We start from the raw sequence: 19,473 nt of genomic DNA, 5'->3' as shown, positions 1-19,473 counted from the left end.
AACATAGTCGCTCATTAATAATCGTCAGTCGATATAGCACGAACTCCGGTTAAGTAAAACTAAACAACCAAGATGCAAAAAGCAGGGATTCAATCCCTGCTTTTTATTTACCTGTTATTCAATTTATTCCAGTTCGGCACGCAGCTTTTTCGCTGCGGAGACTAAGTTTGCTAATGCAGCTTCTGTCTCTGCCCAGTTGCGCGTTTTCAATCCGCAATCCGGGTTTACCCATAAACGCTGCACCGGAATCTTTTGCGCCGCTTTCTTAATTAAACCTTCAATCCACTCTTCCGACGGTATGTTTGGCGAGTGAATATCGTACACACCAGGGCCTATTGCATTCGGGTAATTAAACTCTTCAAACGCCTTGAGCAATTCCATATTCGAACGTGATGTTTCTATCGTAATCACGTCCGCATCCAGTGCAGCAACAGAATCGATGATTTCATTGAACTCGCTGTAACACATGTGAGTGTGAATTTGAGTTTCTGGTTTTGCACTTGCTGCCGAAATCTTGAATGCATTCACCGCCCAGTCTAAATACGCTTTGTGGTCACGCTGTTTAAGTGGTAAGCCTTCACGTATCGCAGGCTCGTCAATCTGAATAATGTTGATACCAGCTTCTTGTAAATCCGACACCTCATCACGAAGTGCGAGTGCCAATTGTTGTGCGATTTCCTTCTGGGTAATGTCTTCACGTGGGAAGGTCCAACATAAAATAGTCACCGGCCCTGTCAGCATCCCTTTCATTTGTTTACTTGTCAGAGACTGGGCGTACGTCGACCACTCAACCGTGATTGGTTTTTCACGTTCGATATCCGCGACCACAATTGCTGGTTTCACACAACGTGAACCATAGCTCTGTACCCAACCAAATTTGGTCGTCTGGAAACCGGCAAGATTCTCAGCGAAGTATTCCACCATGTCATTTCGCTCTGCCTCGCCATGTACCAATACATCTAAGTCGAGTGCTTCCTGTCGTTTCACCGCATCTTCGATATGCCCTTTCAGCGCCTGAATATAATCAGACTCAGAAAGCTGACCTGAACGGTAGGCACTTCGCTGAACACGGATCTCGCCAGTCTGAGGGAATGAACCAATGGTTGTGGTTGGTAACAGAGGCAACCCTAACACTTCTGCCTGATGAGCCGCACGCTCTGCATAGGCCGCATTGCGCTGTGTAAGGGACACAGTGATCCCCTTGATACGCGCCTGCACCTGAGGCTTATTAACATGAGTCGCTGTTTTGCGCGCTTTAATTGGTTGGCTGTAAGTATCACACGCCAGAATAGCATTTTGGTCGCCATCTAAAGCTTTACCCAATAGCGCAATTTCTGTCACTTTCTGCTTAGCAAAGGCAAACCAGCTTCTCACTTCTTCGTTAAGCGTTGTTTCAAGATCAAGATCTACTGGGCTGTGCAGTAAAGAACATGAACTCGCAACCCAAAGCTTATCACCTAACTGCTCTTTGACAGGCTGCAATCGTTCTAGCTGTGCGCTTAAATCAGAGCGCCAAACATTACGCCCGTTTACAACACCAGCAGAAAGAACCCAGCCTTGTGGTAACTTAGCTACCACCTCATCTAACTGCTCAGGAGCCGCTGATAAATCCACATGTAAACCGTCAACCGGTAACTGAACTATTTTGTTTAACGTGTCCGTGACTGAGTCGAAATAAGTGGTCAGCAGAACTTTAACGTCACTTCGGATCACCTGGTAAGCGAGTTTAAACGCGTCTGCCCATTCACTTTCCAGCTCAAGCGAAAGAATCGGCTCATCGATTTGCACCCATTCAACGCCCTGACTGGCCAGCTTAGCTAAAATAGCCTGATACGCCGTGAGCAATCTTGGTAGTAATGTGAGTCGATCAAAGCCCTCTTCAACCTCTTTACCCAAGTATAGGTAGCTGAGTGGACCTAACAGAACGGGCTTCACCTTGTGCCCTGCTTTCAACGCCTCGTTCACTTCTTCAAACAGCTGAGGCCAGCTCACTTCAAACGTATCACTTTTACTGAATTCCGGAACGATATAGTGATAGTTAGTATTGAACCACTTCGTCATATCAGAAGCCGCAGAACCAGAGCAGCCACAACCAGCCTGAGACTGACCGCGCCCCACTTTAAATAACGTGTCCAAGTCAGGGAAACCAGTATCATGTCGCTTGGGTACATGCCCCAACAGCAGCGTTGTTGTAAGGACGTGATCGTACCAGGCAAAGTCGCCAGCAGTTGCAAAGCCAAGACCCGCATCAGACTGGACTTGCCAGTTCTTCGCTCGTAAGTCCGATCCAACTTGTTTCAGCTGAGCCTGATCAATCTCACCGCGCCAGTATTTTTCTAATGCAAATTTCAGTTCACGCTTTTCCCCGATGCGCGGATAGCCAAGTATGTGAGTTATTGTTGCCATTTCCCTGTTCCTTATTCAGTTTGTTTGGGTCAGAACATCTAAAACAAATCATTAAGATGTCTGGATGGCTAAACTATCTCTCTCTGTACAAAATTGAGCAAGGTTCAAATATTCAACTTGTTTATTAAAAAAATTCATAATGAAGGGGGGAAGGCGAAATAATCCTAGATCTTAAATAGTGGACGTCTAGACGTTTACATATCCACAATTTAGAGTTAAGTTAAGTAAAGTTCATGGTGAGCATTAAAGGATGAAAGAGATTCATGATAGAGCTAAAACATTTGCGTACCATCACCTCGCTTAGAGACACTGGCTCATTGACAGCAACGGCTACCGCGTTGCACTTAACGCAATCGGCGCTCTCACACCAAATCAAAGATCTCGAATCTCGTATTGGCGGGCAGCTATTCCTCAGAAAAACCCGTCCGGTCAAGTTCACGTCGGAAGGAGAGATTCTGTTGCGTCTGGCAGAAGATATCTTGCCCAAACTGGCAAAGGCGGAGAATGAACTGGCAAGTCTGAAGGAAGACGTCAATGGCCGATTACACATGGCTATCGAGTGTCACTCCTGCTTCCAGTGGCTGATGCCGGCCATTAAAGAGTATCAGCTCGCATGGCCAAGTGTGACACTGGACTTTTCATCCGGCTTCGGCTTCGAACCGTTACCCGCCCTGCTCGCCGGAGAACTGGATCTCGTCATTACTTCCGATATTCAGCCACGCTCAGAAGTGCATTACGAGCCATTGTTTGATTTTGAAATGCGCCTGATCACTGCTACAACTCATCCTCTGGCTGATAAAGCGCTTATTGAGCCAAACGATCTGGCTGACCAGACCATGCTTTCTTATCCGGTGCAAAAACAACGTCTGGACGTGGTGAAACATTTCTTACAACCTGCAGGAGTGGAGCCTGCAAAGTGGAAACAGGCAGACAATACGTTAATGCTGGTACAAATGGTATCCGCAGGATTAGGTGTGGCAGCACTGCCAAACTGGGCAATTTCGGAGTTCTCACGCCAAGGGCTGATTACTAGTAAACCGTTTGGCAACGGCTTATGGCGTCGTCTGTTTGCTGCGGTTCGTAACTCTGAGAAGGATAAACGTTATTTACAAGCTTTCTTTGCCACCGCTAAGCAGCAATGCAAAAGCCACCTTGAAGGAATCAAGATGGCTTAAATTTGATGATAAATGAAACGCAGCGTACAAACTTTATTAACCTCAGCTCGGGATAAGAAAGTCCAAAGAACTCGAAGTTTCACACAATTAATTAAGCTTGTGAGTCAGCGCTGCTATTTTAGATGGATAACAAGGCAAAATCATAAGTCAATAGCGAGTCTATTGCGGTGATTTTAACGCTGTTAGGCGCTAAAAGAGCTGTGCTGACTGGCTTAAATTATCCTGGGCTGAGGTTATTATTAGTACGCTTTGAACTGATTTGTGAGAGGGTCGTACTGGTAGCCAAGCATATCCAACTTACCTACTACCGACTCTGTATCCATTTCGTATGTCGACACCAGCTCATCAAAACTGTCACACTCTAAGCGTAGTTTTTCGTTGACGATGCCTAACAGAATAGTGCTATCCAGATTACCTACGTTGCTTAAATCCATCGCGACACTCCTTTTTATTACACCTATAACCTCAGATGCTCGGTTATATATACAGGGTAGACTTAATTTCGCGATTTTACAGTGAGTCCATTGGAAATCATGAACCCACTTCGAGATGTTAGGCTGTCAGCGTAAACAGACTTTGTAGGCTGGTCATGGAAGCAAGAGCGAGCAGAAAAGCAATGGTCAGCTGCAGTTTTGTCGGTGCTTTATGAGTAAAGATATGCCAGCACCAAGCGACAATCGAAGAGACCAACATAACTAAGGCTATCAGTATCGGCTGAGTTGCCGCCCTTAAAGCCACTTCATCAAGCTGGTATGACGAAAACAGCGTTGCGATCACTAATAGCATCCCGGAGATAATGCCTGTCACAGGTAAAATCCGGTGAAAAGCTTGCAATCGGCTGCGTGCAATCGTAAGTAGCAACTGAGAAAAAGACGCCCCTAAGAAAAAAATCATGAGTGCCATAGCAGCGGCTGCCGGCCAGTTAGGCTGTTCAAAAATTTGGATAACAACATAGGCGAATGCCAGGCCATTGGCTAAGTGCAGTACCCAAAGTGGTCCTTTCTCACGCGTTTTCTTAGTCTGAACCTGAGAGTAGAAATAGAAAATGGCAAACACGACCATAAAGGCTTCAATACGAAGTGATGCGACTGCCAGCCACATTACACCGATAGCAGGTAACATTTTATGAAGACGACCCCGCTGCCCAGGACAGATATCGCCCTTGATTAACAGTAAAGTCAGCAGCGCCTGCGCGCCAAATAACATAGGTGGAAAGGTAACCAGCAATTGTTGAATCATGTTGAGTGCAAGCTCTAAGTCGTTTGGGATGGCGATAATAGCAAATCACCCATCACCAAACCACCATAGGCTCGTCGAAACCTTAATAACCATAAGCCTTTCAAGGTGATATGAGATAAAAAATCATCAATGTTTTACTCAACGTTCAGCGATCCAAATAAATCTCGATGAACTAAGCTTGAATAGACAAGTTTGGTATAGATACCTGATCATCAAATCGCTATAATTCGCGCTCCCTGGAACAGAGAGCAAAATATGACCAACAACATCACTCCTATTCATGAGTACAAAAAATACTGGGCCGAGTGTTTTGGTACGGCACCCTTCTTGCCGACCAGCCGCAAAGAGATGGATGCCCTAGGATGGGATAGCTGTGACATTATCATTGTTACCGGGGATGCCTATGTCGATCACCCGAGCTTTGGTATGGCTATCATTGGTCGTCTGTTAGAAGCTCAAGGTTTCCGCGTTGGTATCATTGCTCAGCCTGAGTGGCAAAATAAAGATGCATTCATGCAGCTTGGCAAACCAAATCTGTTCTTCGGGATCACTGCGGGTAACATGGACTCCATGATCAACCGTTACACCGCGGATAAAAAACTTCGTCACGACGACGCGTACACGCCAAACAATGAAGGTGGTAAGCGCCCTGACCGCGCTACACTGGTTTACTCTCAGCGTTGTCGTGAAGCCTACAAAGAAGTGCCTATTGTACTTGGTGGTATTGAAGCCAGCTTGCGACGCGTTGCGCACTACGACTACTGGTCAGATAAAGTACGTCGCTCTGTACTGTTCGATGCTAAAGCAGACATTCTGCTGTTTGGTAACGCAGAGCGTGCTCTGGTTGAAGTGGCGCACCGCCTGGCGGATGGCGAAGATATTTCAACCATGACCAACGTCCGTGGTACTGCGGTTAATCTGTCGGCAGAGCCAGAAAACTACACCATTATTGATTCGTCTCGTATCGAAAAACCTCGTAAAGAGGCGTTCGTGCCTAAGAACCCTTATGAGGTAGAAACGCAGTGCGAGACTAAAAAGATGAACCAGCAGCGGCACAGCCGATTACTATTCGTCCTTCGCGTCATGATGCAGCAACCACAGCGGTGCGCCTGCCTCATTTCGAAAAACTGAATAACGACCGCATTCTGTATGCGCACGCAAGTCGAGTTATGCACTTGGAGACCAACCCGTATTCAGGTCGTGCATTGATTCAGCGTCACGGTGACCGCGAGCTTTGGGTAAACCAGGCTCCTATCCCATTGACAACTGAAGAGATGGATTTTGTCTTCGATTTACCTTATGCGCGTGTTCCTCACCCGATGTACGGTAAAGCGAAGATCCCTGCATATGACATGATTAAAACCTCGGTCAACATCATGCGCGGCTGTTTTGGTGGTTGTTCTTTCTGTTCGATTACCGAGCATGAAGGCCGCATCATTCAAAACCGTTCTCAAGAATCGATCATCAACGAGATCGAAGAAATTCGCGACAAAGTTCCAGGTTTTACAGGCACAATTTCCGATCTTGGAGGCCCAACCGCGAACATGTACCGCTTAGGATGTAAAGATCCAAAAGCAGAGGCGAACTGTCGTCGCCCTTCTTGTGTATTCCCGGGGATCTGTAACAAGCTGAATACAGACCACAAACACACCATCGATTTGTACCGCGCGGCACGTAAAGTGGAAGGCGTGAAGAAGGTCATGGTAGCTTCAGGTGTGCGTTACGACCTTGCAATCGAATCACCGGAATACGTGAAAGAACTGGTAACTCACCACGTTGGCGGTTATCTGAAGATTGCACCAGAGCACACTGAAAAAGGTCCTCTCGATCTGATGATGAAGCCGGGCATGGGTACGTACGATCGCTTTAAAGAGATGTTCGAGAAGTACAGTGCAGAAGCGGGTAAGAAACAGTACCTGATCCCTTACTTTATCTCTGCTCACCCAGGCACTGAAGACGAAGACATGCTGAATCTTGCGCTCTGGCTTAAGAAGAACAACTTCGAGTGTGATCAGGTTCAGAACTTCTACCCATCACCGATGTGTAACGCAACGTCGATGTACTACTCAGAGACTAACCCTCTTAAACGTGTGAAGTACAAACAGCGTGAAGAGGTTCCGGTAGCTAAAGGCGAACGTCAGCGTCGCCTGCACAAAGCGCTACTTCGATACCATGATCCGGCGAACTGGCCAATGATCCGTGAAGCGTTGATCAGCATGGGTAAAAAACATCTGATCGGTGATAAGTCTACCTGCCTGGTACCGGCTGAAGATGTGGATACACAAACACCCGCTCAACGCCGCAAGTCTGGTCGTCACGGTGCAAACCGCTTTGCGACTAAACACACCAAGAACCAACCTGGTTTCGGCGGGCACCTTGAAAAACGTTCAGAAGGCGGGAATCGCGACGGTAAACCTACCGGTAACCGTAATGGCTCCGGAAAAGGACAAGGTCAACGTGCTAATAACGGCCAGCGTTCAGACGGTTCAAACTCCAATCGCCCAAATAGCGCTAGACCACAAGGTCAGGGTCGTCCACAGGCTCAGGGTAAACCGGCGGGTCAGCGCAAGCCTAAGCGTCGATAACCTCCATACTGTCTAAAGCTTTTCAAGGGCTCCGGAAGCAATTCTGGAGCCCTTTTATTTTGCGTGTTACGCTTTTAATCAGTCACTTATTTTCAAAGAAGCAACATTTTAGTTCGCTGTAGATTGACAACTTTTTCACGCTCCGGGTGAATAATGTACGTTAAGGGCAACCTTCAACCTTGCCGAAATCGGATAACAATAAATGAAACGTGTACTTTTAGTAGAAGATAATCGAGAAATAGCGGGAATGTTGTTCGACTATTTTGAGTGTGCCGGGATGCAGCTTGATTACGCGGACAACGGTGAATTAGGCTTAAAACTCGCGTTAGATAACTCTTTCGACATCATTTTGCTCGATTTGATGCTGCCACGTATGGATGGTTTAACGCTTTGTAACAAACTGCGAGATGCAGGAAACAATACCCCGGTATTAATGCTTACCGCACTCGATAGCCGTGACGACATGTTAAAAGGATTTGCCCACGGTGCAGATGACTATCTGACCAAACCTTTTGACCTGGATATTCTTGAAGCCCGCATGACCGCTCTTATTAAACGTTATCGCGGTACCGTTGCGTCCAGTCAGCTCAAATATGGTGAGGTCACTATCGACCAAAAATCCCATAAGGCTTTTCGTCAGGACAAACAACTTGCTCTCAATCCTACGACTTACACGATTCTCGAGATGCTGGTACAGGCTGCACCAGAGATCGTCACTAGGGAAGAGATCGCTTTTCGTTTATGGCAAGAAAACGAACCAAATAACGATGTGCTAAGAAGCCATATCTATCAGCTTCGCGGCCAACTGGATAAGCCATTCCGGGAGCAACTGCTCATAACCATTCCTAAAGTTGGCTTCCGTTTGGAGCCGGGGGCATGATCCGTCGCCTGCTTGGTAATACGCAGAGTATGGCCGGCCGCCTTGAGCTGTTTTTCCTGATGGTTTCGGTTGTAATAGGTTTACTCTGTTTTGCTCTGGTAAGTGGCTCACTGCTGTGGTCAGAAGATCGGGTTGGAGAGCGACGAATCATCATCGACAAAAATGTTGCTATTGAACATTTTCAACAGTCTCCTGAGGAGAGTGTAGTAAAGCTAGACCTGCTGACAACGGCATACAGCGAGATTGAGCTGATCCCTGAATATTACCGTCGTTACCTGCAAGATAAGCACTATTTTCTCGGTGAAGTGGGCGAAGAACCCAACACCCGCATGATTTACATGAGTACTTACACACAAGATGGTGTCGCGCGCCCTATCGTCTTGATTTCACAGATCGACGAAATTGAAATAACTTGGAGCGAATTCTTTTACGTTATCGGACTGGTACTTGCGGTTGTTCTCGTTCTGTTATTTGTCTTCGGTAGTCTATTAAGCCGCTTGTCACAGCGATTGATCGAACCGATTAACGCATTAAAAGCTCAGCTCGACGAACATCAGGGTGATACAACCAAGAAGTTTGTTGTACCGCGAGGTTCTGCACAGGAGTTTGAAACGCTGGCATCTCAGCTCAATGAATACCGAAACGAGATCAATCAGGTCATTAAACGTGAGCAAGCATTCGCGCGTTACGCCAGCCATGAACTCCGAACTCCACTGACAGTCATGAAAGGGTCCAGTAGTCTGCTGGCCAGAAACTCCAGTACGCCCTTTCAAGAGAGACAGATCAGCCGCATTCAGGATGCCACACAACAAATGTCGACCATGGTCGATGCACTGCTTGGTTTAGTTCGTTATGAGCGAAACAAGGACGATAGCCCTGAACGTAAAATATCGGATCAAGAGTTACACCACATCATTTCTCTTAGTCAGGCACAAGCCGATGAAAAAGCGCTTGAATTTGCAGTTAAGGTGTCCGGAAATCCACTTACGAGTGCGACAACCGCTGTGCTGAACATTGTACTGAGTAATCTTATTCGCAATAGTATAGCCGCGACATCAAAAGGCAAAATTTATATAGAAATGACCGACTCTTGCTTGTCAGTGCGGGATGAAGGAGAAGGTTTTTCTTCCGGCCCGGATGCGGACGGACATGGCCTGGGGTTAATGATCGTAGATGATTTATGTCAGCGCTACGGCTGGCAGTTTACAATAGATACGCATTCTGCTGGTGGGTGTGAAGCCATCATCAATTTAGCAACCGAGCATACCAGCAATAATTAACCATACAAAAATAAAGTTCTTTTATTACCCCCTACTTTTGTTCTGCATGTTTAGGCGGTAAACTGTGCCACCTTTTTAATGACTAGGGTGACACGGTTTACTTCGTCATAACAACATGAAACTCTCAGAAAGCCCAATCACTCAGCACAGCTTTAATGATCAAAAGTTTTATCTAAAACGTGATGACCTTCTTCACTCTCACTTTTCTGGGAATAAAGCGCGTAAGTTCATGATGTTGCTGGAGGAGCAGAACCCACACATTACAACCCTGATCAGTTACGGGTCAGCACAGTCCAATGCCATGTATTCTCTGGCAGCGCTCGCACAAATAAAAGGCTGGTCATTTGAGTTCTATGTCCATCACATCCCTTCATGGTTGAAAAATGCACCTATCGGTAACTATCGCGGTGCTCTTGACCTGGATATGAAAATAACCGCAATGCGGGACGTCGGCAGCGATCTTCACCCAAGTCAGTACATTACGGATATTCGCGGGTTAGACAGTTCAACCCTGCTTATCCCCGAAGGTGGGCGCGCACATATTGCTGAAGAAGGCGTTAAACAACTCTCACGGGAGATTCTGGAATGGACACGTTTTAACACCAAAGAGCAGTTTACTGTAGCACTCCCTTCTGGCACTGGTACTACAGCATTGTATCTGCATAAGCATTTAAGTCCTCATGGCATTGAAGTGCTGACCTGTCCATGTGTCGGCGACAAAAACTACCTGGTAGAACAGTTCAATATGCTTGACGAGCTGAGCCATCCGACGATTTTATCCGTACGCGATAAGCATCATTTCGGCCGCTTGTATAAGGAAGATTATGAAACCTGGAAATCCCTTTGCCAGCAAACAGACCTGGAATTCGATCTCCTTTATGATCCATACATGTGGCAATGTTTAGCGCCTTGGTTGGAGGAGAATCCGGATAAGACTTTGCTCTATATTCACCAGGGAGGATTACTTGGCAACGAGTCTATGCTGCCAAGGTATCAGCGAGAGTTTGATTAAACCAAGCGGTGTTACTTAACCTGAGTTCGGTTTACTTAACCTCGCTCGGGATAAGGAAGTCTATATAAATTTATCTTTCATATAGTTAGTCAAACCAGTGAGTCAGTGCAGCAATTTTAGATGGATAACAAGGAAAAATCACAAGTCAATAGCGAGTCTATTACGGTGATTTTAACGCTGTTAGGCGCTAAAAGAGTTGTGCTGACTGGCTTAAATTATCCCGAGCTGAGGTTACTTAATCAGCGTCAGAATATCTTTAAATTCTGGTGCTCGGCAGTCTTCCACCATTTCGTACAAACACATTTCTAATCCGGTCAAAGCAACACCATTTGCAGTTAACTTGGCCAAAGCAAGCGCTTTATTCGCTGCTGCCCGAGAAGAAACACAATCGGTGACCAGCTCAACCCTATAACCAGACTGACGCAGAGAGAGTGCCGTTTGGTAAACACAAATATGCGCCTCAATCCCGCACACTAGCCAAGTATCAACGTTGGCATTTTTCACTGCTAGCTGAAATCTCTCTTCTTTGCAGCCATCAAAGGTATATTTAGTGATTGGTAAATGGTCTTTTTCTAACACTTCTCGTATTGGATCTGCCGTCAGCCCTAGTCTTTCCGGATTTTGTTCCAGCCACAGTACCGGAAGTTTCAGTGCTTTTGCTCCCTTTACCAGCTTGGTGATATTCTCAATTAACACATCACTTTCGTGCATTAATGTCGCGAGTTTGCCTTGTACGTCAACGACGATCAAACCCGTGTTGTCTTTCGATAACATTCTTATCTCCTCTGCTTGGTAGTTGCCGAAAATTGAATCCAGCTTAGTCTCAATAATCGCTCATTATCCGCTACGAACGGAGCATACAGCATCCAAAGGCTAGGCTTGCTCACACTATTAAGTTCAGACTTAGATATATTTGAACCTAGCGCTGAATAATTCTATCAATAACAAGGCATTATTTAGCAGAAGATGTAGAAGTAATTTAATTCACAAACCACATATCTGCACAATCTTGTAATTCTTCACTGATTGCAGGAAACACGGCATGTGCTTTCATCACCTAAATAGTTTTCAAACAACAGAGTTGCATCCGATTCTTCAACATGGCGAATTGCCACATGTTCAGATTCTATTCTCATAACTATTCAGCCCTGATATACCTTCGGCTTCCAGATTTGCATGAAGTTTTCTACCGGTTCGATAGGACCGAATCCGAACTGCTCGTACAGGCCATGAGCATCGCGGGTTGCTAACATCATACGACGTAACCCTTGTAGTTCACTGTGCGAAACAACCTCCGATATCAACCATTTGCTTACTCCCTTACCTCTGTATTCCTCGACAATAAACACATCGGCGAGGTAAGCGAAAGTTGCCCGATCGGTAACTACTCTGGCAAAGCCAACTTGTTGATTTGATTCATCGAAGACAGCAAAACATAATGAGTTACGCAGCGCTTTTTCGAGAAGTTCTTTTGGAATCCCTTGCGCCCAGTAACTGTTTGAAATGAATTGATAGATAACATTTAAATCCATCTCGTCTAACGAGGTTGTAATACGAAATCCCTGCACAGTGACACCTGTTGATTGGTTAAATTTTTTCAGCGACACAAATAAGCGAATCAGAATCAGGGTCAAACTCTTGTTGCGACCACGAGCGATATTTTGCGATGACTCTGAACCCAGAACACTCAAGAAACGATTATATTTCACCCAACGAACGGTATTTCAAATCGATGCTAGATGGGACACATCTTCCATCTTCTAAATGGCGTTCCTTTTTCAAATACATGATGCTAGTCTCCTGATCATAACGAGCGCACATTCCCATGAATTTCACCTCTCCGAAAGCAGGTGATAAATAGGTTTGCCACAGTGCCATTTCATCATCAATACATAGGTTCTCCGGTGTTGGTAGTCTGGTATCAAAGACAAACCGCCCTCCTTGTCTGAGATGTATTGATAATGAATCCAACACTCCTCTCAGCATGTCATCCTCTAAAAATGCCTGGAAAGCGTTTCCTGTCATGATCGCGAGGTCGAACTGTTTTCCCAAGGAAAATTGCGTCGCATCCTGATGAAAAAATCTTAAGTTATCTCTTCCTATAGCCTAACGCTCAGCGTCTTCTAACATACCTTTGGAGATATCAATACCAACAGTACATTTAAGATTCTCAGAGACTGGAATAGTGACAATGCCAGAGCCACAACAAACATCTAATAAGCTATGTGCATGGATGACCTGAATTTGTCTTTTTATGAATTCGATATCTTCGTCATAGTGCTGGGAATATTGGGCATCGTATTCGATGCCCGAGGAGAACTCCGTTAAATCTTGTGTCTTCAAAAATAATCCTTACAGGTGCTATTAGCTTGAGCATTTTTCAGCTTATGCTTTTCTTCAGCTCCAGCATCAAATACCGACATACGTAACCTACGCCGGAGACATAGCCAATTACATTTTCTAAAGACACCACTTCTAATCCTGCTTGCTTACAAAATTGCTCAACTTCGCTTTCAGTATAAGCGGTATGAACCACGGTACCGCTGTACGTATTGCGGGGAAGATCTTGCCCTTCTGGATCATGATATTGGAAGCTGATGAAACAACGGCCGTCAGTACTTAATGTTCTTGCAATACATTGCAGCAATTGTTGCGGTTGAGATAGGAACTCGGTGAAGCCCAGTGCAGTAATAAGATCAAAAGTCTGCTCAAAGAGCGGTGAAAATGGTTCATCAAGGTTATGAACCGCAACACTTTGATAAACGTTTGTTTTCCTTGCTTTATCGACCATTTTGGATGAGATATCCAAACCATGCATGATGACATCTGGGTAGTGCATTTTAACAATGTTCCCGATACAGCCAGTCGCACACGCTAAATCCAATGCTGAACCTTGCTCAATACTTACGCTTTTCAGTTTACTGGTTAGCCAGCGTGGACCTACATAATGACTGTCATTCACCAACTTTTGATAACGATCCGACACTTCGTCATACATTTTAGCTACGTCCATGATTTCCTCCTTGATATCCCGAACGCCTTTATGAACTGTAACACGCGATACGCAACCAAGCACCCATCAAGATATCAAATGTAGATGTAACTCAATTAATTAGATATTCAAAGTAAATGAATAGGATTGCAGCCAACTTTTCACTTTCCGGTCGGTTCGTCGAGGCATCTCCGGAAAGAAATCCTCTAAAGCATTGTTTGCTTTTAAACATCAATAGACAAATTGGTGTTTTTATTTTATTTCGACACAGTCATTAAATATATAGCAAGCAAGACTCTTCTTATTATGAAGAGTATAAGATACTACTATTTTAATATTTTTTAACAAACAATAGCGGCTGTATATAATAACATTATTTAAATGTACATATAAAATTAGTGACCTATTAATATTTATATAAATAAAAACATCTTTTATTTATATCATTCTATAATTAAATTGCTCTAATTCTCATGTTGTATTAACTTGAGGTTCAATTTATGAAACTAACCCCTTATTTAACAACTCTAATCTCGGTTAGCTGCACCTTTGGCGTATTTGCAGCAGACGATTCACAAGCACTATTAGAAGATGCACTGAGTGCTGCTCCTCCGACAATTCGCGATAAAGTAACGGTGATGGACTGGAACAATAACGTGCTTCAGCAAGGCAGTAGTCAGTACACCTGCTTTCCGACACCTCCTCAGTTAGAGGGTACCGCTCCGATGTGTATGGATGGTCCTTGGATGGAATGGGCTGATGCGTGGATGAATAAGAAACCTTTCCAGGCTAAAGCGTTGGGTATTTCTTATATGCTAGCGGGTGATGGTGGCGCTAGTAACACCGACCCTTATGCTGAAGGGAAAACAGATGATAATCAATGGATTGTCGAAGGCCCGCACTTAATGATCATAACCCCGGATCAAACGTTACTCGATTCTTTACCGACCGACCCAGAATATGGTGGTCCTTATGTGATGTGGAAAGGTACACCATATGCTCATATTATGGTTCCTGTCGGTGCCAGAAAATAACTTACGAACATTGGTATAAATCCGATATTGCTAAGGTGGAATATCGGATTTATTCAAATGAGTTAACTCGCTAACCAAATTCTCGCTAATATTCCCATTGGTGTTGAAATTCCAGTGGTAACGGAATCTATTTCACCATTTTTTAAAACATAAATGGTTGGTGTCACGCTTATTTTCCAATCTTGCATAATTTTGCTTTTAGGGTCATTGATATTATTAAACTGATAATCTTTAGCACGCATAAATTGTTCAACGCGATGATTATTTCCTGAAGAACCGGAAACAGCGACTACAGTATAATAATCACTTAGCCAATTGACACTCGGGCTAACGAAACTGCATGCAGGACACCATACTGCCCAAAAGTAGATAACGACTGGCTCTTCATGACTTTTTTCAATCACATCCACATACTGCCCGTTATCCATTAACGCCCTTAACGGAGGTGCTTCCTTTATAGGCAGATTGATTGTGCGATACCAGTCCAATACAACGGAAATAACGCTCACAATAAGTATGATTGGCACAATTTGGCCAAGTAAACGTCCCCGCGACTTACTCTCATTCTTATCAGTCATCAAATGCTTCCTCCGCTCGCTTGTTTGATCGCATTAACGACCTCATCCTCAGTTAGAATGACAGGCAGAGGAATACCGTTTGGCGCACCAGGACCATAAACAATATTGAAAGGTACGCCATAACGTCCATATTGACGTAAGAAGTCGGTCACCGTGCTTTCAGGGTGAGTCCAATCGCCTTTTATTGTCGCGGTGGTTGGGCTTTTCAACAGCGAGTAAACAGGATCCTGCAAAATCACCCCTATCTTGTTCGCTTTACAGGTAACGCACCAATCGGCTGTCACATCAACAAAGACAACACGTCCGTTTGAGATATGAGATTCAATCGCTGCATTCGACAATCTCTGCCATGCCAGATCTTCCGGAAGCGCCGTCGCCCATTGACTTGCCGTTACACTCCCGAGAAGCAATCCACCAGCGATTAAAACAATCGAGGCTGAGCCTGTAACTGCCAGTACTTTTTCTCCGTAAACCCTTTTGACTCGTGCCATGATAAAAATGAACGCGAACAAACCAACCGATATCACCCAGAACAATGGCAAATGGTTAGCCAGCAGTGAGAGCAGCCAAATGCTCGTTGCCAGCATCATCACACCAAAAGCAACTTTAACCACACTCATCCACTTACCCGGTTTAGGTAATTTCAGGGCGATATTCGGGAAGATAGCCACGAGTATCCAAGGCAATGCCATACCTAACGCCAAGGCAGTAAAGATCGCAAACAGCGTTAACACATCAGCTCCTAGCGCAAAGGCGACCGCAGTACCTAAAAATGGCGCAGAGCACGGAGTAGCAAGCAAAGTCGCAAACATCCCCTGGACGTAGTGCCCGGCAAGAGAGTTGCTCCCTTTTGAGGCGAGCCATGTATTCGCTCCTGAAGATAGCCGAACTTCAAACAGTCCAAGCATGTTGGCACCAAAGAGCCCCGTTACAAATACCATCAGGCCAAGAAACCAGGAACTCTGAAACTGTATGCCCCACCCAATGGCGTTGCCGGTAATTTTAAGCACAACAATAAAGCCCGCCAGAATCCAGAACGAAGTAAGAATCCCTAGCGAAGAGGCTATAAACTGAGCTCGGACTTGGTGACGTTCAACTCCACGAACCGCAACAATATGGCTTAACTTCATCCCTAAAACCGGTAACACACAAGGCATGATGTTAAGGATTAAACCGCCTAACAGAGCAAACAAAAACACTCTCGCTAAAGACAAGTCGGGTAATGAACCGACTATTGCTTCCGCTTTTGCCAGAGTGACCTCTTCTGCAAGTATGTTGTCATCTTTAATACTGACAAAGACGTTCTGTTCATTCAGGTCTACCTCTCCCAGCCACGTATTCACTTTATAGCTGGCAGTAAGGACATTCCCATCCTGATACATCCCCTCTAACTTGAAACTGTAGTCACGAATTGCATCCTCGACGCCATCCACTAGCACTTGCGGGTTATGCCACCCTTGCGAGTTCGTCAGTTTAACTTGCAGTTTCGATTGACTCGCATCCCAGCTTGTCTGCGTGACAGTAATAAATGGTGACGGTTGAGGAACGTTACTTATCGCTTGTGCGTAACTAAACATCACCTCTTCATTCACTCGTAAGTCTGAAGGCAGAAAGGTCATCTGAATCGGATAATCCGTCAGTACACATATTGTGGTGCAGGAAGACAAGGTTAAAACCGCATCAATACTGACAGGGTTTGACATGTCTTCTATATGCAGCGTCATCGGGAACAAGGTATCCCCCTTGTAGCCCAGCGTTTCAAGACCCAGCAGTCTGAACTTTTGCGGGTATGGCCACAGCCAATCCACTTTGTTTAAATTCTGTGAGTTTTGCCAGTCAATAGAAGGCGCAACGCCACCTTCTCCGGGCGAACGCCAGTAAGTTTTCCAGTCTTCTGATAGCTTGACGTCCAGATAGCCGGTAACGGTTTTAGCTTTTAGGTCTTGAAGACCAGTAAGTACGAAACGAGTCTGTACTGGCGGATGCTGAGGATTGGTCATCCAGCCCGTATCGGTCGTCTGAGCTGAGAGATTGAAAGAATACAAACTCATTAGCAGCGCTATGATAAACATCGAGGCTGCGTGAGTCATTTTAGTCAAATTGTTCATAGTGATTCCTGATTAAAAACAAGTGTCATCGTTTGCTGACCATAGGATCAGTAGTCACTTATCATTCTCGGAACACACAAAAAGTAAGGTGGACCCGATGTTTGCCTGGGATCGGCTCAGTCCATTGCTTTATCTGAGTGAAAACACCACGTCGGGATATCTTTATGAATGTAATACCGACAAACAAAATGGCAATAAACAGCTCTAGGTGATGCTTAGCAAACTGAATCAGTTTCTCAGACAGCTCGCATTTAGTGATGCGTTTAGCTTTTACATCATTTCCCTTCTCGTCAGCCACTACCGCAAAACCGGCATAGTCACTTTTCATCGGACATGACGATACAATACCCGCATTTTGTATCAGGCACACGGCAAGCACCCAGCCAATCAAAGCCATTAGCCATTTCGCCTGTTTTTGTGACGAGTTATATCGAGATACGAATAAGTTCATAATAAGTAGACTGATACGGAAACCCTCAAAATCATACTCAAGTCGCGGTAAAGCTCAAGCCGAACCCTAGGCACAAAAGTAACCCAATGTAACTTAGGCAAGATCCCGATGTACTTAAAAGTCTGTACACCTACTCCCCTTTAAACTCCCTACTAGCTTGGTATAAATTAAGCAATTTTGTTCAAGTTTTTTATTGATTGCTTGAATATATTGGCGTAGGAATAATGTTAAGGAGATCAGCTTCAAGAGGGCGCAGCGTGGGCACAGAAAATCACTTCAGGTACACAAACAACTCGAAACAAAGCAGCGTGTCGATGCTGAGTGCGACTATGAGTGATTTTACCTATGTGAAGCATGCTCATGAGGAATATTCGATAGGATTAACACTCCAGGGTCGGCAGGACTTCTTTTGCCGGAATGCTTTCTACAAAAGCAAACCGGGAAACGTCATGCTTTTTAACCCTGAAGATATCCACGACGGTCATTCTGGCGTCGAGCAGAACCTTGAATATGTGATGCTTTATATCCATCCCGAGGCTTTGCATCCAATGTTCCAGGCGTTAGGTCACCGTAAGAATACGACTCTCAGGTTAAATAACACCTTGTTTAACGACCCGATGCTTCGTCATCAAGTCTACGGTATCTCTCAGCAACTTATGGAAAACAAGTATTCTAAGATTGAACACGAAGCAGGATTGTTTTTGCTTGCTCAATCCCTGGTAAGATTACATGGCAGTTTGGAGCGGCCAAGCCACCGTTCCCGAGCTGACAGACTGTTGCTGCGCGCAAAAGACTACATTTTGGCAAACCTTGCCGACGATATATCAATTGATGATATTGCAAACGTAGCAAACATGTCTAAATTCCACTTTATCCGCGCCTTTCGAGAGCACTTCTGCATTACTCCGCATCAATATGTTTTGAACTGTCGCATTAACTACGCGCGCCGCGAGCTACTTGCAGGGCGCAATGCTACCAATGCTGCGTTTGCGTCTGGATTCACTGACGCGAGCCACTTAAACCGCAACTTTAAGCGCGTATTTGGCATGACACCAAAACAGTTTCAACTTCAGTGGACTCGATGATGTGACGAGTCGACAGGTAAATTCGGAGTCAGTCATGTTAGAGATTTTCGCTTATGCGATAGGTGTAATGTACACACCCGGCCCTATAAACTTGTTAGGGTTACACAGTGGATTAAACAGAAAAACGCGTTCACACCTTGGATTCTTCATTGGTGTGGCGATGGCCATGTTCATACTGTTTGTATTCTTAGGTTACGTCGGATTACAGGTAATTAATCCTCAAATTTTGCCATTTATAAGTCTGGCGGGATGCCTATACATTTTGTACATCGCGTGGAAAGTTGCCAACGCACACGTGGTTGTGAAGCAAGAAGACACCAGTTCAAAATCACTGCGTTTTCGTGACGGGCTTTTTATGCAGTTACTTAATCCGAAAGCCCTGGTCGCCACTCTGCCGATTTCAACGATTCAGTTTCCAAGCGTTGGTATTACCGGTATTTCGATTTTACTCTGGTCGTCTGTGCTCGCAGTACTCGCCTTTGGAGCCCCTTCAAGCTATTCGTTAGCAGGTTTGGCACTAGGCAAACGCATTTCTAATCCAAGTTACTTTAAGGTATTTAATCTGCTGATGGCTGCGTTACTGGTGTATGTATCAGTGACAATTGGCTACGAGCACGTCATCACACCTTTAATGAAGTATGTATAATT

General features: G+C 45.0%; 18 protein-coding genes and 2 pseudogenes. 8 read left to right on the top strand and 12 right to left on the bottom strand.

Annotation, left to right across the window (positions count from 1 at the left end; genetic code table 11):
• Positions 1 to 123 precede the first annotated feature (123 nt).
• Positions 124 to 2,406 carry a 5-methyltetrahydropteroyltriglutamate--homocysteine S-methyltransferase gene (metE, locus tag KHN79_RS05350; RefSeq protein WP_182008135.1) on the bottom strand — a complete coding sequence of 761 codons (2,283 nt, stop codon included), beginning with the start codon at positions 2,404 to 2,406 and terminating at the stop codon, positions 124 to 126.
• Between the two features lie 263 nt (positions 2,407 to 2,669).
• Here metE and metR point away from each other — a divergent pair, with 263 nt between their 5' ends.
• A complete protein-coding gene (gene metR, locus KHN79_RS05345; protein WP_182008136.1) occupies positions 2,670 to 3,581 on the top strand; it encodes an HTH-type transcriptional regulator MetR in 912 nt (303 codons plus the stop codon).
• A 239-nt stretch (positions 3,582 to 3,820) separates the two neighbouring features.
• Here metR and KHN79_RS05340 read toward each other — a convergent pair whose 3' ends face one another.
• Together KHN79_RS05340 and KHN79_RS05335 are read right to left on the bottom strand one after the other, a co-directional pair.
• Positions 3,821 to 4,015, bottom strand: a complete 195-nt coding sequence (locus tag KHN79_RS05340; protein WP_182008137.1) for a DUF4250 domain-containing protein — start codon at positions 4,013 to 4,015, stop codon at positions 3,821 to 3,823.
• A 118-nt stretch (positions 4,016 to 4,133) separates the two neighbouring features.
• Positions 4,134 to 4,820 (bottom strand): hypothetical protein, encoded by a 687-nt coding sequence (locus tag KHN79_RS05335; RefSeq protein WP_182008138.1) that lies wholly within the window; start codon positions 4,818 to 4,820, stop codon positions 4,134 to 4,136.
• Between the two features lie 255 nt (positions 4,821 to 5,075).
• Here KHN79_RS05335 and KHN79_RS05330 point away from each other — a divergent pair.
• The 4 genes and pseudogenes from KHN79_RS05330 (at position 5,076) to KHN79_RS05315 (ending at position 10,577) form a co-directional block, all read left to right on the top strand.
• Positions 5,076 to 7,405 (top strand): annotated as a pseudogene (locus KHN79_RS05330) (YgiQ family radical SAM protein).
• A gap of 202 nt (positions 7,406 to 7,607) precedes the next feature.
• Positions 7,608 to 8,285 carry a response regulator transcription factor gene (locus KHN79_RS05325; protein WP_182008140.1) on the top strand — a complete coding sequence of 226 codons (678 nt, stop codon included), beginning with the start codon at positions 7,608 to 7,610 and terminating at the stop codon, positions 8,283 to 8,285.
• Positions 8,282 to 9,565, top strand: a complete 1,284-nt coding sequence (locus tag KHN79_RS05320; protein ID WP_182008141.1) for a HAMP domain-containing sensor histidine kinase — start codon at positions 8,282 to 8,284, stop codon at positions 9,563 to 9,565. Before KHN79_RS05325 ends, KHN79_RS05320 begins: the two co-directional genes overlap by 4 nt.
• Positions 9,566 to 9,680: 115 nt before the next feature.
• Positions 9,681 to 10,577: a 1-aminocyclopropane-1-carboxylate deaminase/D-cysteine desulfhydrase gene (locus KHN79_RS05315; RefSeq protein ID WP_182008142.1), complete on the top strand. Its 897-nt coding sequence runs from the start codon at positions 9,681 to 9,683 to the stop codon at positions 10,575 to 10,577.
• Positions 10,578 to 10,808: 231 nt separating this feature from the next.
• Here KHN79_RS05315 and KHN79_RS05310 read toward each other — a convergent pair whose 3' ends face one another.
• The 6 genes and pseudogenes from KHN79_RS05310 to KHN79_RS05290 form a co-directional block, all read right to left on the bottom strand.
• Positions 10,809 to 11,351, bottom strand: a complete 543-nt coding sequence (locus KHN79_RS05310; protein WP_182008143.1) for an isochorismatase family protein — start codon at positions 11,349 to 11,351, stop codon at positions 10,809 to 10,811.
• A 275-nt stretch (positions 11,352 to 11,626) separates the two neighbouring features.
• Positions 11,627 to 11,713: pseudogene (locus KHN79_RS05305) on the bottom strand (N-acetyltransferase); the annotation flags it as partial.
• Between the two features lie 6 nt (positions 11,714 to 11,719).
• Positions 11,720 to 12,145, bottom strand: coding sequence for a GNAT family N-acetyltransferase (locus KHN79_RS05300; protein ID WP_182008144.1), 426 nt, complete (start codon positions 12,143 to 12,145; stop codon positions 11,720 to 11,722).
• A gap of 130 nt (positions 12,146 to 12,275) precedes the next feature.
• A complete protein-coding gene (locus tag KHN79_RS21580) occupies positions 12,276 to 12,602 on the bottom strand; it encodes a hypothetical protein (RefSeq protein WP_244812607.1) in 327 nt (108 codons plus the stop codon).
• 81 nt (positions 12,603 to 12,683) lie between these two features.
• A complete protein-coding gene (locus tag KHN79_RS21575) occupies positions 12,684 to 12,920 on the bottom strand; it encodes a class I SAM-dependent methyltransferase (protein ID WP_244812605.1) in 237 nt (78 codons plus the stop codon).
• Positions 12,921 to 12,957: 37 nt separating this feature from the next.
• A complete protein-coding gene (locus KHN79_RS05290; protein WP_182008145.1) occupies positions 12,958 to 13,590 on the bottom strand; it encodes a class I SAM-dependent methyltransferase in 633 nt (210 codons plus the stop codon).
• Positions 13,591 to 14,069: 479 nt separating this feature from the next.
• Between KHN79_RS05290 and KHN79_RS05285 the strand changes: the two genes are divergently transcribed.
• Entirely contained in the window at positions 14,070 to 14,603 is a 534-nt protein-coding gene (locus KHN79_RS05285) for a hypothetical protein (RefSeq protein ID WP_182008146.1), read from the top strand.
• A gap of 62 nt (positions 14,604 to 14,665) precedes the next feature.
• On the opposite strand, the gene KHN79_RS05280 is transcribed toward KHN79_RS05285, so the two are convergent.
• From KHN79_RS05280 to KHN79_RS05270, 3 genes are all read right to left on the bottom strand, one after another.
• Positions 14,666 to 15,181, bottom strand: a complete 516-nt coding sequence (locus KHN79_RS05280; RefSeq protein WP_182008147.1) for a protein disulfide oxidoreductase — start codon at positions 15,179 to 15,181, stop codon at positions 14,666 to 14,668.
• Positions 15,181 to 17,289, bottom strand: a complete 2,109-nt coding sequence (locus KHN79_RS05275) for a protein-disulfide reductase DsbD domain-containing protein (protein ID WP_182008148.1) — start codon at positions 17,287 to 17,289, stop codon at positions 15,181 to 15,183. The genes KHN79_RS05280 and KHN79_RS05275 overlap by 1 nt, the downstream gene beginning before the upstream one ends.
• A 61-nt stretch (positions 17,290 to 17,350) precedes the next feature.
• The gene (locus tag KHN79_RS05270) at positions 17,351 to 17,740 is read right to left on the bottom strand and encodes a hypothetical protein (protein ID WP_182008149.1); all 390 of its coding nucleotides are present in this window, start codon (positions 17,738 to 17,740) and stop codon (positions 17,351 to 17,353) included.
• 224 nt (positions 17,741 to 17,964) lie between these two features.
• On the opposite strand from KHN79_RS05270, the gene KHN79_RS05265 reads away from it, so the two are divergent.
• Both KHN79_RS05265 and KHN79_RS05260 read left to right on the top strand, forming a co-directional pair.
• On the top strand, positions 17,965 to 18,825 hold the full coding sequence (locus KHN79_RS05265) for an AraC family transcriptional regulator (protein WP_348542129.1): 861 nt from the start codon (positions 17,965 to 17,967) through the stop codon (positions 18,823 to 18,825).
• Between the two features lie 34 nt (positions 18,826 to 18,859).
• On the top strand, positions 18,860 to 19,471 hold the full coding sequence (locus tag KHN79_RS05260; protein WP_182008151.1) for a LysE family transporter: 612 nt from the start codon (positions 18,860 to 18,862) through the stop codon (positions 19,469 to 19,471).
• The last annotated feature ends 2 nt before the right edge of the window (positions 19,472 to 19,473 follow it).

The sequence above is a fragment of the Vibrio sp. B1FLJ16 genome, from assembly GCF_905175385.1.
GTDB lineage: Bacteria > Pseudomonadota > Gammaproteobacteria > Enterobacterales > Vibrionaceae > Vibrio.
This window is presented reverse-complemented; position numbering and strand designations above follow the sequence as displayed.